Consider the following 14,959-nt stretch of genomic DNA (forward strand, 5'->3'; position numbering starts at 1 on the left):
GAGTATAACAAATGGACAAAAATGTTCAAGCCAATTATGAATTAGCGAAAGAGCTGTATGCAGCTCACGGCATCAATGTCGATCAGGTGTTAGAGCAGCTCGAAAAAGTCAAAATTTCCATGCATTGCTGGCAAGGCGACGATGTAAAAGGATTCCTGAATCGTGATCAGGATTTGACTGGCGGGATTTCTGTTACGGGCAATTATCCTGGGGCGGCGCAAAGCCCTGCCGAGCTTCGAGCGGATCTCGAGAAAGCGTTCTCTTTGATTCCAGGCAAGCATAAGGTGAATCTTCACGCGATTTATGCAGATACGGATGAGCGGGTTGAGCTTCATGAGCTTGAGCCAAAGCATTTTCAAAAATGGGTCGATTGGTGCAAAGAGCAAGGCTTAGGTCTGGACTTCAATCCGACTTGTTTTTCCCATGAGAAGTCCAAGGACGGATTTACACTAAGTCACTCCGACCCGGAAATACGTCAGTTCTGGATCGATCACTGCAAAACCTCAAGAAAAATCGGTGCCTATTTCGGCGAGCAATTGGGTCAAACGTGCGTAACGAATGTATGGGTTCCAGATGGCTACAAGGATGTTCCTGCAGACCGCATGGCGCCAAGACAACGTCTGAAATCGGCATTGGATGAAGTATTTGCTGAAGAGCTCAATCCGGCCTATAACCTGGATGCGGTTGAAAGCAAGCTGTTCGGTCTCGGATCGGAAGCTTATGTAGTCGGTTCCCATGAGTTCTATATGGGTTATGGCATTCAGAACAATAAACTGATCTGTCTGGATGCAGGCCACTTCCATCCAACGGAGGTCATCTCCAACAAGCTGTCATCCCTTGCCTTATTCACCGATGGCATTCTGCTGCACGTGAGCCGTCCCATGAGATGGGATAGCGATCACGTCGTAACGCTGGATGATGAGTTAATCGAAATCGGCAGAGAATTAGTGCGTGGCAATCTGCTCGAAAAAACACATATTGGCCTCGATTTCTTCGATGCGAGCATTAACCGTGTAGCCGCTTGGGTCATCGGCACGCGCAACACGATCAAAGCCCTGCTTCGTGCGATGCTTGATCCCGTGGAAGCTTTGAAGAAAGCGGAGCTTGAAGGCGACTATACCACTCGTCTGGCGTTGACAGAAGAGTTCAAGTCCTATCCTTTCGGCGCTATCTGGGATTACTATTGTGCATCCAAGGGCGTTCCGGTACGTGAAGAATGGCTTGCAGAAGTGAAATCCTATGAGCAGGATGTACTGCTCAAACGCGGAAACTAATTAACGAATAAGGGTGATACCTTTGGGAAACATAATCGCTTTTGATCTAGGGGCAAGCAGCGGCAGAGCGCTGCTTGGCCGCTTGACGGATGGCAAGATCGAAATCACGGAGCTTCATCGGTTTTCCAATGACCCTGTGCAGGTTGGAGACCGCCTGCATTGGGATATTTTACGGCTATACCACGAAATCAAGCAAGGATTGCTGATCGCCAAAAACCAGGGAATCGAAGTGCAAAGTATTGGCATTGATTCCTGGGCCGTTGACTTCGGATTTATCGGCAGCAACGGAGAGCTGGTCGGTAATCCTTATCATTATAGAGATCGACATACAGATGATATCATGGAGAAATTGTTTGCACAGATCCCTGCCTCGGTTATTTTTGGGACAACGGGTATTCAATTTTTGCAGTTTAATACGATATTTCAATTGTTTGCGCTCAAGCAGGCAAACTCTTCTTGGCTTAAAGAGGATAACCGGTTTTTGATGATTCCGGATTTGCTGAGGTATTTTCTAACCGGTGAAATGCACAACGAATTTTCGAATGCTACAACGACTCAACTGTTTAATCCGGTCCATGGTGACTGGGATACAGAACTGCTTAGACAGCTGGATTTCCCTAAGTCATGGTTCGGTGATGTGCTGCAGCCGGGAAGTAAAGCTGGTATGCTGCAAGCGTCCGTATGCGAAGAGCTGGGCATGTCCTCGATTCCTGTTTATGCAGTAGCCGAGCACGATACGGGTTCGGCCGTCGCGGCTGTTCCTGCAACAGATCGATCGTTTGCTTACTTGAGCTGCGGCACCTGGTCATTGATGGGAACTGAGATCCAAAAGCCGGTCATCAACGAAATGGCACAGAAGCTCAATTTTACCAATGAAGGCGGAGTAGAAGGCACCTATCGCCTGCTCAAAAATATTATGGGCTTGTGGATTTTGCAGGAATGCCGCCGCGAATGGGAAAAAGCAGGAAAATCGTATTCGTTCCCCGAATTGGTACAGTTGGCAGGAGCTGCTGATGGCTTCAAAGTGTTCATAGATCCCGATGACGCCTTGTTCCTGGCGCCTGGAGATATGCCTTCAAGGATAACTCAATATTGCCGTCAGACCGGACAGCAAGCGCCTGAAACGGTCGGTGAGATCGTACGTTGCATTCTAGAAAGTCTTTCTTTAAAATATCGTTATGTGTTCGAGATGACAGAACGTCTGTCAGGACAAAGGTTCAACGGCTTGCATATGGTCGGTGGAGGCATTCAAAATACGCTGCTCTGCCAATGGTCGGCAAATGCGATTGGCAAGCCTGTATGGGCAGGTCCATCCGAAGGCAGCGCTATTGGGAACTTGGCCGTTCAATGGATTGCCCAAGGCGTATTCCAAGATATTTGGGAAGCACGCCAGGTGATCCGTGATTCTTTCCCTATTGTCACTTATCAACCTGAAGAACAAGAGCTGTGGGCCGATGCCTACGTGCAATTTCTGAAGCTGATTCGAATAACTGAATAGAATAACATTGTACGTGAAAAGAGGGTAAGCATGCTGGTTGCGGAGCGTTATGAGAAGATTGTAAGTTTGGTTAACGAAAGAGGCGGCATCAGGGTTTCCGAGCTGAGCGAGCTATGTCAGGTTACGGAGGAGACGATTCGCCGGGATTTGGACCGCTTGGAGCAAGCTGGACGTCTGCGCCGCTCGCATGGCGGAGCAGTTAGTGTCAAGGATAGCCAGCAGCCGGAGATCCCCTATGCAGAACGGGAAATCACCTATGCCGAAGAGAAGAAACGGATTGCCCAGGAAGCGATCAAACAGATCGACCCGAAGGATCGGATTCTTCTTGATGCCAGTTCAACGGCCTGGTATATGGCTGCCGACCTGCCTGATCTGCCTCTCACCGTTCTTACCAATGCAATCAAGGTCGCAACGGAGCTGAGCAGTAAGGAAAAGATCGAAGTCATATCAACAGGCGGCATATTGGCACAGCGTTCCTTATCCTTTGTAGGGCCATTGGCTGAACGTTCGCTGGATGCCTACCATGTCAATAAAGTATTCCTATCCTGCAAAGGTGTTCATCTAGACCGCGGTATCAGCGAGTCCAATGAACTGCAAGCCCGCATCAAGCAAAAGATGATCGGGATGGCGGATGAGGTGATTTTATTGGCTGATTCCAGTAAATTCGGCGTGCAGGCGTTCACGCATGTTGCCGATTTGTCCGAGGTTGATGTTATTATTACCGATAGTCGCATAGCCAAAGAAACATTGGAGCGGCTCCAGGAGCTTGGGATTACCGTTATTACTGTATAGGATTAAGATGATCCTCGATTTAGTGAAGGTAAAACAGCCAGTCCTGTAAGGCAAATGGTTCGATGGTTTGACGAGCCCTATGCTGCACCACCAAGCATACAAGCTCAAATGCTCATTTAAGAAGCCTAAGGCTCACAGTCGATGTGAGAACCTTAGGCTTCTTTTCTTTCGGGAGCAGGGTCCGCTTTCTGCCTCGGTTGTATTTTCTTTTGTTCATCTTTTTAAAACGCTTTTATTAAAAATCTGTATTTCCTCACTATGGAAAATATAGGGGGATACGCGATTATCCACAAATCGTTGGAACTGTAAGCATCCTCTCTGATGAACATCGAGTTCCAGTACAAGAACTGTTCTTTGGGCTGCTTCGCGACAATCCATTCCACAATCTCGTCACCTTGACGAAGCCATGGGCTGGTTTGCTGATCTTTTACCATTAATGCTAAATGAGTCAAACAAAACCCTAATAGAAATGAGAATAATCCTCCAAATCATTTATCTATTAATAATTAGTATCTATTAAATCAAGTACCTATTAGAAAAGATATCAACAATAGCAAACCCAGTTCACACAAAGGTGCTTGTGCAGCCTGTGAATAACTTTTCAGACAAGCTGTCCACTTTTGTGTATAAATTCAGACTTTATGAAAAATCGGTTATAGATTGAGAGATTTACACTTCATCCCTGTTAATTAACAAACTCAACCTTATATTTATCTTCTTATCCCCTGCCTTTCGAATGATCCACAAAAACTGTCTAAATAAATAACAATCGATAGCGTACTATTTCGGATATACCAACAGAGGTGTATGTTTTTAGTCTGAATTTATAACTTCATATTAAAAGACGAGGGCAACCAGCCGCTGAATCAGCGATGCCTGCTGCCCTTTTATGACTAATTATCCAAAAATTCACCTTGCTGCTGCTTGGACACTGCTTTTCTGAACGAGGGTATATCATTATCTGGCTAGACAAACAGCCCCCTGAAATTACAGGGAGCTACTCGGTAACTTTTCCATTCATATTGGATTCAAGCTCAAGTAAGAAATCCTCCAGGTAAAAAGCCTCTTCGTGATGAGAGCTTTCCGTGAATAGGTGTCCGTTCATGCTCTTCAAAGAAATAGCCGTATTCGGCTGTTTGCCATACCGTTCTTGAAGCTCAGAGACCGCTCTGCTGCAGACCTTCGCAAATTCACGAATGGAGAACTTGTCCTTAATCGCACGGAAGAACTGGAGCGGCCTTGCTTCCGCATACACGCCCTCCTCCTCAAAAGCATCTAAGTAGCCGTAAGCTCCGGTTTCCTTCACAACCTCCATATAGGCAACGAAGGAACGATCCTCGAGCTCTACGGTAAGCATACTGACCAGATCAATCTCATGGAGACCGTAACGTATAATCAGTTCGCGAATCCTTGCGGCTGCAAAACGAAGTACCTTCATGCTAGCGTGATGCAACAATTGAACCAAATTCAGGAACACATTACCATTGCCAAGCTGCTCTACCTCAGAAATTCGATTGAAGCTAAACAGCTGACGTAGGCGTGATACGGTTTGGGAGTAGGGAACTTTGGCTTTCGGAACCATTCGATAATGTGCACCTGGCACATGCTGAACGACGAAGGTCGGATTGAGAACCCAATGAACAGCCCAACGGCCCAGCGCATCTTTTTCAACTGAACATTCTAGAAATAGCCGCTGCCCATTGATCTCCAAGGCGGATAGTGATTGCAATAATTCGCGAATTTGCGCGGGGCGTGATTTATGAGTCAGTGTGTACAGCCACGAATGGCGTCCGAGCAGCTCTTTATCTCTATGCTTCAGCTTTTCACCATTTTTGTTCACGATATACAAATACAGCTTTTGAGCGGCGATTGGCAAATCAGTAAATGCTGCAGTAAATACCAGAGGGTGAAATAATACAAAACGACGCGTATCGCGTTTATAGGACTCCAACTTCCACTCGTCTATGATCCCGCTGCGAGAAACGGAAAGAATACCAAGTGCAATGAGCTTGTGAGCTTCAGCATAAAACTGCTCCTTCGTACAGCTCTCCTCGTACTCTTCAGCCATCAGTTGATAGAGACGATGCAGTGGACATCCTGCCAGCGTCCCCTCCGTGTTAAAACGTCGCGAGATCGTCATCATGAAACGAATGGTCGTGCCTGTCACATGAAATTTGCGAAGGGGATGGCTGTTCTTGCGGAACATGACCACTGAATCGCTCGCATACGATTTTTCCAGATCAAATAAATCTGAGAGAAAGGTATGATCTACCGAGACGGGATAAGTACTGCCCAAGTTCTTATTGTCAAGCTGCAAATAACTCGTGCTGCGGTTTACGACTGACTTTCTCTTGGCGTCTCCCATTCTCGGTAAAACCTCCTTCCTTAGATTTGTAGGCAATTTTGAAAAAAAACTTTACAGGGTATAAGCAATTCATTACAATATACGGACAATCCCTTAAAAGACAAAATTTAAGCAGACCTGCAATCACGCCGTTTTTTTGCGGATTGAGGCTGAGTGAGGTTGCTGACTGCTGGTAACAGCTGCAACCGGTATGGATTTATCGACAATAAGAGTATCCAGTACAATCTGGAGCTTGGAAAGTAAAGTTTGGCGACTTTACTTCCCAGCGAAACCTCCGTTAGCAGCGGAGGTTTTTTTGCGATCCCAAACCGACAAGATCGTTATACAATATTCCGGTATTTTCGACCATACCATTTAAGTTTAAGATCGGTCAATCATAGTACAGAGGTGTTTCACTTCGTAGTGGAGAGGTGTTTGTTTTCGTAGTAGAGAGGTGGTTCGTATGAGAGCGGTCGTTGCTTTCGTAGTGCAGAGTGGTTTCATTTCGTAGTACAGAGGTGGTTCGTAGTACAGAGTGGTTTTATTTCGTAGTACAGAGGTGTTTAACTCGTAGTACAGAGGTGTTTCGTAGTACAGAGGTGTTTTCTTCGTAGTAGAGAGGTGGGAAAAAGATGAAGAAAAATGTACTTTTTTTCATTTTTTCGTAGTACAGAGGTGTTACCTTTCGTAGTGGAGAGGTGTTTGGATTAGCAATAAAAAAAGCCCCTTCTGATGAAGAGGCTCTTCGAGTTAAATAAGCAAACGTTCCTCGATCGTATCGGTCGCTTTTTGCAGCCATTCGCTGGGCTCGAATATGACTTTGACGGGTACCCGTCCTTTTTTGACGATTTCATAATTGCGGATTACATCAAAATTTTGCAGCTCATCAAACGAGTTTTTCAGCATCACATAGGCCTTGTAATTATCATTCGTGTTTAGACCCAAATGATTAATCAAAGCTTCCACCTCAAGGACAAACTCCCGATCCTTCGTTTTGTTAACGACAATCAGATACAAGTTTTTTGAAGTTGGTGTAGCCAGATCATTAAACAGCGAAATACTGATTGATACCACGTTGCCTGCCAGAAGATTTTTGTACAAGTCATCACTGAGCCTTATAAAGACGGTATTCGTGTCCCGATCGATATCCACATCTTGAAAAGGGTTATGAATCTTGGTTCTTCTGCGCTTCTTGGCTTCAGCATCATAAAATTCTTCCATCACAATAGAAGTTTTTCCGAGATTGTCCAGACTCGTATGCAGCGTATCATATTCACCGCCGTTAATATCCGCATTCACATTATGCAGCAGCTCTTTAAATGCGAATTCAAACTCCTTGGCTTTCCCCTTCTGCTCCCACATCTTAAAAACACCAAATAAATTACGCGCATCATAAGGCAGCAGCAGGGTGCCATTGCTATTTTGATAGAACAAGTTTCTGAAGCCGGTTTTGTTCAATTCGAGAATTCCCTTTTGGTTCCGTCTCAGCTTAAGTGTGGACTCATTCGGAGTCGTCGAGGAAATAAAAGGATGATCAATAAAATTCCGTTCTACGCTATGGCTAAACTGGCGATTCTGCTCCTGTTTTCTCTGAATGGCTTTTTCTAGAATCAATATCTGCATTTCCAAATATTCCTGTTGTTCAAAAAGTTCTTCAGTCGGCGTACTATGGTTTTCAAGATTCATTAGGATTTTTTGAGAAATGTCATTTCGGGTTTCAACTATTTTCCCCGAGATCCTCTTGAGTTCATATATTTTCTTATTGATAAGTGACGAGCTATATCCGTTAATCTCTTCATCAAGCTGGCCCATAATCATTTTTTCGTCAGATGATACTGACTTGAGCTGCTTCTTTAGGTCAATCAGCTTTGGCGCATATTTCTCAAGCACGTTAATAATCGCTTTACTCAATTCAAATTCACCAGCCTTTTAAATTGCTCATCTTATTGTAGTACGAGTTCATTAAATTAACAACAAGAAAGGCTCCAGCCAACAAATTACGTCAGCGGAGCCTGCAACTAACATTCATATTTCTTGATAAGACCCTTCAAATGGTAGCGCATCAGTATCGTCTGTTCAACCGCATTCATGCCGGCTGCATCTTCCTCAGGGCCATTCCAAAATTCCATAGCTATGATGCCCTGCCAACGAAGCCCTCTTAGCCTTTTAATAATGATATCAAAATCAATTTCTCCATGCTCGAAAGGACATTTCGGCCAACCGACTGCCGCTTGTCTTGCATGCATGTGCCCCGTATACTTCAACAGGCTCATCGTTTCCTCCTGGTCGTATCCGTTTATCTGAAAGTGCAGAAAGTCCAGTGTATATTTCAGGCCTTCTACGATTTGAGCCATTTCCATAGCTTGGGTGGGCACATTCAGCAGCGAGGCTCTGCTTGGCTCAACATGAAAGGAAATGCCATGCTCGGCTGCAATAACTACCATTTGTCTAAGTGTGTCAGCCGCATTTTCGAATGAACGTTCAAAGCCCAATTCCTGATTTAACGTTCCGGCTGAACCCATGATGCTTCGAAAACCGGCCAGCTGAGCATAAGTACATATCCTGGCGAAATTATCCAACATTTTCCCTCTGATTAGGGTATCCGGTTGACTGTTATCCACGCTGACCCCATCAACAGTTACCGTACCCAGGAAATATTCAGCCAGCTTGAGATCGTATTTCACAGAAAGCTCTCTGACAAGCAGTGCTTGTCTCTTCGGATTACTAAGTACATCAGACTGTTTGATCGTTCCAACCGAATCCACATCAATATAGGCATATCCCAGTTTTTTAATGAATGCAAAAATTTCATCTGGTGTGCCGGCACCGTAATTTCTGGAGTGGCAGCTTAGCCCAATCATCCTAATTCCCTCCAAGTTCAGGGGATGAATCCAGCCTGATCTGCAGCCCGTTGTTTTTCATCGACAATTGAAGCGCGTCCAGTATCTTCATGACCCTTAAGCTTCTCTCACCGTTACTAATATTGGATTCTTTCCCTTCGCGAATACAATCAAAAAAATGCTCGTACATCGCAGCATGGGTTCTTCCGCATGAGATCATCGGTTTGGACTCCATCAGCTGCCCATCCTTATGCTGCGTATAGATACGAATGCAATCATCGGATCGCTCTTTATAGCACTTGTTGACATCATACCGGATTAAGCCTGTATCCCCTTGAATACTAACCTCATATTCGGCTGGAGCCACTGCCGATCTCATTGCCTTATATATAAAGCTGCTTCCATTATCAAATTGAATTAACGCCAGGGAGCAATCATCCACTTCGCCAGCTTCTCTCAGCTCGAGAGGAATCGATAGATTATCATATTTATAATAGCCAAGACCTGTTACGGATATCGGTTTCGGATCATTCAAGAAGTATAGCGCCCATTCCACATTGTGGGAAGCGCTTTCCATACTGATACCATCCCCACCGATTGTTTTACGTTTTTGATGGTCATTGCTCCTGGAAGACGCACGCGTAATGCTTACGTTGAATACCTCTCCCAGCTCTTTATTATCAATCATTCGTTTAAACATGAACATCTGATTTTGCAGCATGCCGTTGGAGCCGACGATAAATACTTTTCCGCTTTGTCTGGCAGCTTCCAGCACCTCGCGCATTTCCTGTTCATTCAAGGTTGCCGGTTTTTCGAGATATACATGTTTTCCAGCCTTTATTGCATCAATGGCAATAGCTGCGTGAGTAAACGTAGGTGTACAGATGGAAACGGCATTGATCTCTTTCAGCGAAAGCAGATCTTTATAATCCTCAAAGCTATGTGGGATATCAAATTTGCCGGCAGCTTTATCTGCCAGTCCCGGCATGGCATCTGCTGCGGCATAGATCTGTACATCTGGATCATTCACGGAAAGGATCGATGGAATATGCCTCTCTACGGTAACTCTGCCCATTCCGATAATCCCCAGACGGATTTGTTGTTCTTTTTGCATGGCAAGCCCTCCTTGGTAGTCTGTTCGATGAAGCGAACCGAGAATATATTGAATTTGAAATTCCTATTGAATGGTTATTGGGCAGACAAATGCCTATGAAGCCAATCGTAAGCTTTGGCACCCGAAATCTCGTGTTTTCCCGGATGAATGTCCTCTTCAAGCTGTTCTTCTGCATCTAGAACGTGATAGATCGATTTTAAATGGTTAAGCGCTTTAATAGTTCCTGCAATCGGAAATCCGAGATCGAATTCACCGGATTCAATAAGCAAAGGCCGCGGAGCGATTAGTCCCCAAATATCCGGCATTTCTGCAATATTCAACATATCCGGTATGTAATTATCGGAGCAATGAGGCTTGGCCAATATACTATCGCCGTAGGTATTGGTGTATCCGCTAATGACGGCTGCTTGAATTCGTTCATCAATTGCCGCTGTCAATGCCATAACTAGACCGCCACCGGAGAAGCCCATACAACCGATTCTTTGTGGAGCGACCTCATTCAAAGATAATAAATAATCGATACAGCACATCATTTCATGTACTCGATAACCGGCTAACGTTTTGCCAGCCATAAGCAGATTCGTGGACAATCTGAAACAGGAATTAGCATTCGGTTCCTTATCCTGATCCTGCAATAATCTTCGGTCCCCTAAGCCCAGTAACTCAGGCACGATCACGATAAACCCGCGTTTGACCAGTTCAATGGGGTAATCTTTATAAATACCGACCTCGTCTTCCCTGTCGCTTCCGTCGGGCATCAGCCCAATAAGCTGCTTGTACCCATAGCCGTGACCCGGACAAGCAACAATTGCGGGAACTGTACCCTCTCCAGCTTGAGGTGTTACGTGTTTCGGGATAAGTACATAACAGGGCATTGTCAAATAACGATCCGTTGTAAGTTCGATATGCTCACGAATATATTCGCCACAGTCTACCCGCTCCAAGCTTACAGGATTCAGCGGAACCGTGCCTCGCTGCGGCAGCACGAGCGCCTGAATCAATCTTTCTTTTAAAGCCGCTCTCCATTCACTCCATTCCGCCTGTGTATGGGCTTTAAATGTGTGTCTATACGTCTGACTAGCATAAAGCTGTTCAAGAAATTCATCGGGATTCCACATCAACATCAGCCTCCATTTTCACTAAGCGACACTTCCCTGTATTGTCCAGGTGTCATGCCGGTCGTTTTCTTAAAATAACGGATAAAATTTTGAGGATTGTTATACTGCAGCTTCCGCGCCATATCGGCAATTTTCATCTCGGTTTCGGTCAACCATTTCTTGGCAACATCCATCCGATACGTAAGCAAGTAATCACTAAAATTGATATTCATGCTTTTCTTGAGTGCACGCCGGATGTAGCTGGAATGGTAATTAAGCCGTGAAGCGCATTCCTCCAGCGTCAGCTCACGATCGTATTCACTCTGAATGATTCTTACAACTTCATTGGATATTTTATGGTAAGGTGCTTCTTTACTCTGGTCCATCGTTAAAATAATCGGTTCAATAATTTGCTGCATCAGCCACTGCTCGATTTCCTGAACGGTATTAAGACGTTTCAACTGCAGGTACAACGGGATTGCATTCGTATCCAGAGTGGAGATAGCTGCATCCTGCTGCTCCGGAATATACATCAGATCCATCAGCAGCTTCATAAGCCAGTTCTGCATCTGATTATGAGTAAGCTCACGATTTGACAATATCTGCAGAAATTCCTTCAATAATACATGGGCGCGTTTATCATCGGCGAACTTGACCGCTTCGACTAACTGCTTCTCTAGATGCTCTGGGAAAAATACCATTTGTGTCTCCGGTTCCTCATTTTCAATAAACAGAATCGTTTCGGTATCCTTCGTAATCCGGTATTTCAACGCATCCAAACCTTCTGCATAGGCCTTGGACGTCTGATCGTAGGCTTTAAAAGGCCTACTGATACCGGCACTGATAGGAAGATCAAGAAATTTCAAAACATTTTCCTGGACCTGATTGATCGTTGCATACATAAAATCCTTGAAGTCATCCGGTGAAGCGTGATTGCCTCTAATAACGGTCACTTGTGATTGATCGATGACAACGGGATTTAAACGATGCTCGGCTGCTACCGTTTCTTCCACAATGTTGCTGACCGCAAATAAAAGCAGATCACGGTCGGTCTCGCTGTAGCGAGTTGTCTCCAGGGTATCAATTTGTATGGCTACCACCGCCAGCCAGCGAAATTGCTGAGTGTAGCCAAAAAGCTGCAGCTGCTCCTCAATCTCTTTGGCCTGAAGCTGACCTTGAACTAGCTTGAAAATCATAAATGGCTGTAATTGATGTCTCAGCATTTGAACATGACTGGTCATATGTATATTATTCTGAGACATGGTCTCCATTCGACGTTCGATTACTTTGAATTCATCCTGCGGCTCCTGAGTATCCGCGGGTTCTCCAGCAACTGCCGTCTTCTGATACAAGCTGCGTAGCGGAGAATACATCTTATTGGCTCCTTGCAGTGAAAGTACAATAATCAGAATAAGAATGACTAAACAAGCCCATATCGTTGCCCATCCGATCGCTTGAGACTCACGTGTAATACTGTCAAGCGAAACGATTGATAAATAAGTCCAACCGTTGTATGACGATTTACGGAAGGTAAAGCCGTACTCCTCATTACCGATTTGTCCGATACGGTATCCGCTTTGTTCCGGAGCCTGAAGCATATTCTGCAGCAGCAGCGAATCACGCAGGCCTTTATCCACATCAGGCAACAGATCGGTCGCCAATATATTTCCTTGCTCATCAACAACCATCAAAGAGCCAAGCTCACTGCTTTTGGGAAGTACCTTGAATAGCTCTTGGTTAGACATTTGGGTCACCAAAAATGCGGTAGGCTTCACAGAATAGCTGGGAAATCGTTTGACCAAGTAAATATTCGTTTGCGCTGTTGCTCCATCCTTACTTACTGTAGGTTCAGTCAACCATTTAAAAGGTCGATCAATTCCTGTCAACAAAGCAAGCCTGCCAGCGTCCGTGAATTCATCCAGCTTGGCATAGCCCTTATTACTAATGCTCCAATTCTGATCGATACTGACTAATTGAATATCACGGATACCCAACTCATAGATCTGAATACGCTGCAAGGTTTCCATCACCTTATCGACAAGGGGGAAATCTCTGGCCTGAATGCGCATTTGAAAAATATCACTGACTGGCTGAGTATTGACCAGCTGAAAGATGGAGAAGTCAATAATTTTCAACGTGTTTTCAAGCTGGATTTGGGTTTGATGCAATAGCTGATCATTGCCCTGCAGCACTTTTCTTTCAATAATGCTGGAGGATTTCATATACGAAAAAATACCTAATACCATAACGGGAATGGCACCAAGCAGCAAGCATAGCATAAATAGTTTTACGTGATAGCGCGATAACTTCAGCTTCATGACGATCTCACTTTCCTTATGTCAATTCAAACGTTCAATCTGCTTCCATTATCGCATTAACCTGGATGAAATCCTATAATCATTAGCGCTACTTTTGAAGAAAAGAAGAGGAACCTGATGGTTCCTCCCTAAAAATCATTTATTTTTTGCTAATCTTGTCATATTCTGTCTTGTATTCAGCCATAACTTGATCGCCGCCAATTTTTTGCCAGTTGGCTACGGCTTGCTCAAAGCCCTTTTCATCGATCTCGCCAATAATGAATTTAGTTCTTGCGTCGGATATTACCTGATCCAACTGTTTGCCTTTTTCCATATAAGTTTTGGAAAGAAGTGGAAGAGCTGGATTCGGTACAGCGAATTTCTCATTGTCGGCAATAAGCTTGTTAAACTTGGTTACTGCCGGATCGACATTGCCCTGTAGAGCCTTGCTTCCGTCAAATACCATCAATTGAAACAGCGTATTATACACTTCATCCGTATAGACCTTCTCGTCGATACGAATAGCTTTTCCATTTTCTAACTTGTAGTGCTTGCCTTCGATTCCCCAATTCATCAGGGTCTGAACTTTTTCATCGCCCAATTTATCAATGAATGTAAGAACTTGTTTCAGCTCTGCTTCTGTTTTTACACTTGTCTTCGGAATCATAAATACGCTGTTGTAGCCGGTTCCCGCCTGAACCTTGACGCCGTTTGGTCCGCTTACATTAGCAATGGTATCCAGCTTGGCATTAGGATTCGCTTTGAACAAATCGGTAAACCGTGCATTCAAATCATCATAAGCTCCGATGTAGACTCCTGCTTTACCTTGATTCATCAGTACGGTACGATCCTTTACAACTGGAAAATCACTATTCATCACTTTATCTTTGAACATTTGCTGAATCAATTTCAGACCATCCATATAAGGCTTGGTCATAAAATCTGGCGTCATCTTGCCGTCATTATAAGCCCACAAATTAGGTGTTCCCATAGCAGCAAGCAAATGAAGAATTAATGAGCTGTTGGAGTCAAAAGAGATACCGAACGTATCATTCTTGCCGTTTTTATCAGGATCATTATACGTGAACGCTTTAAACACATTGAGCAGTTCATCGATGGTTTTGGGCTCCTGCAGCCCCAGATTGTCCAACCAGTCCTTACGGATAATAATTCCGTTTCGAGCAATGGCCCGCCAGCGGTAAATTCCGTATACCTTGCCTTCAATAGAAATATTGGATAAACGTGCTTCATCCATCGTCTTCAGATTGGGATAATCCTTCAGATAGGGCCCCAGCTCCCAGAACAAACCTGCCTTGGCAGCTTCAATAATCGCCGGATTTCGGTCGTCCTTCACGAGAAGCAGCTTCGGCAAATCTCCTGCAACAGCAATCGAGGCCGTTACTTTCTCACTGTAGCTGGCGCTTGGTACCCAGGTTACGTTAAGCTTGGTGTTGGTATATTCCTGAAGCAGCTTCATCGGCTCGCTGTCCATTTTTGGCGGCTCAGCCGTTAAATATTGGTTCATCATCGTAATTTCCACGGGACCGGTTGCTGCAGCCGCTCCTGGTTTTGTCTCTGTGCCATTTGCACAAGCAGAAGTAATGGCTAATGATAAAGCTCCTGCAGCCAACAGGCCTTGCTTGACTAAACGTTTCGTTTGCATGAATAAGTTCGCCTCCTAATATGGTAACGCTTATAGTAGA

The 14,959-nt window shown here is 44.7% G+C and carries 10 protein-coding genes; 3 read left to right on the plus strand and 7 right to left on the minus strand.

The window, feature by feature from the left end:
• The first annotated feature begins 11 nt into the window (after nt 1-11).
• The 3 genes from rhaA to BM210_RS06455 are packed head-to-tail and all read left to right on the plus strand — an operon-like array spanning nt 12 to nt 3,564.
• On the plus strand, nt 12-1,274 hold the full coding sequence (rhaA, locus tag BM210_RS06445; protein ID WP_091165780.1) for an L-rhamnose isomerase: 1,263 nt from the start codon (nt 12-14) through the stop codon (nt 1,272-1,274).
• A 22-nt stretch (nt 1,275-1,296) separates the two neighbouring features.
• Nucleotides 1,297-2,772, plus strand: coding sequence for a rhamnulokinase (locus BM210_RS06450; protein ID WP_091165781.1), 1,476 nt, complete (start codon nt 1,297-1,299; stop codon nt 2,770-2,772).
• Between the two features lie 30 nt (nt 2,773-2,802).
• Nucleotides 2,803-3,564, plus strand: a complete 762-nt coding sequence (locus tag BM210_RS06455; protein WP_091165784.1) for a DeoR/GlpR family DNA-binding transcription regulator — start codon at nt 2,803-2,805, stop codon at nt 3,562-3,564.
• Between the two features lie 997 nt (nt 3,565-4,561).
• On the opposite strand, the gene BM210_RS06465 is transcribed toward BM210_RS06455, so the two are convergent.
• The 7 genes from BM210_RS06465 to BM210_RS06495 form a co-directional block, all read right to left on the minus strand.
• Nucleotides 4,562-5,929 (minus strand): hypothetical protein, encoded by a 1,368-nt coding sequence (locus BM210_RS06465; protein WP_091165787.1) that lies wholly within the window; start codon nt 5,927-5,929, stop codon nt 4,562-4,564.
• A 729-nt stretch (nt 5,930-6,658) separates the two neighbouring features.
• Nucleotides 6,659-7,819, minus strand: a complete 1,161-nt coding sequence (locus BM210_RS06470) for a replication initiator protein A (RefSeq protein ID WP_091165789.1) — start codon at nt 7,817-7,819, stop codon at nt 6,659-6,661.
• Nucleotides 7,820-7,926: 107 nt separating this feature from the next.
• Nucleotides 7,927-8,769, minus strand: coding sequence for a sugar phosphate isomerase/epimerase family protein (locus tag BM210_RS06475; RefSeq protein WP_091165791.1), 843 nt, complete (start codon nt 8,767-8,769; stop codon nt 7,927-7,929).
• A gap of 1 nt (nt 8,770) precedes the next feature.
• Nucleotides 8,771-9,862: a Gfo/Idh/MocA family protein gene (locus tag BM210_RS06480; protein WP_091165793.1), complete on the minus strand. Its 1,092-nt coding sequence runs from the start codon at nt 9,860-9,862 to the stop codon at nt 8,771-8,773.
• A 74-nt stretch (nt 9,863-9,936) separates the two neighbouring features.
• A complete protein-coding gene (locus BM210_RS06485) occupies nt 9,937-10,980 on the minus strand; it encodes a dienelactone hydrolase family protein (protein WP_177237662.1) in 1,044 nt (347 codons plus the stop codon).
• A gap of 5 nt (nt 10,981-10,985) precedes the next feature.
• Nucleotides 10,986-13,277 (minus strand): helix-turn-helix domain-containing protein, encoded by a 2,292-nt coding sequence (locus BM210_RS06490; protein ID WP_091165798.1) that lies wholly within the window; start codon nt 13,275-13,277, stop codon nt 10,986-10,988.
• A 139-nt stretch (nt 13,278-13,416) separates the two neighbouring features.
• Nucleotides 13,417-14,919, minus strand: a complete 1,503-nt coding sequence (locus tag BM210_RS06495) for an extracellular solute-binding protein (RefSeq protein ID WP_091165801.1) — start codon at nt 14,917-14,919, stop codon at nt 13,417-13,419.
• Nucleotides 14,920-14,959 lie beyond the last annotated feature (40 nt).

This window comes from Paenibacillus sp. 1_12, assembly GCF_900114475.1.
Lineage (GTDB): Bacteria > Bacillota > Bacilli > Paenibacillales > NBRC-103111 > Paenibacillus_S.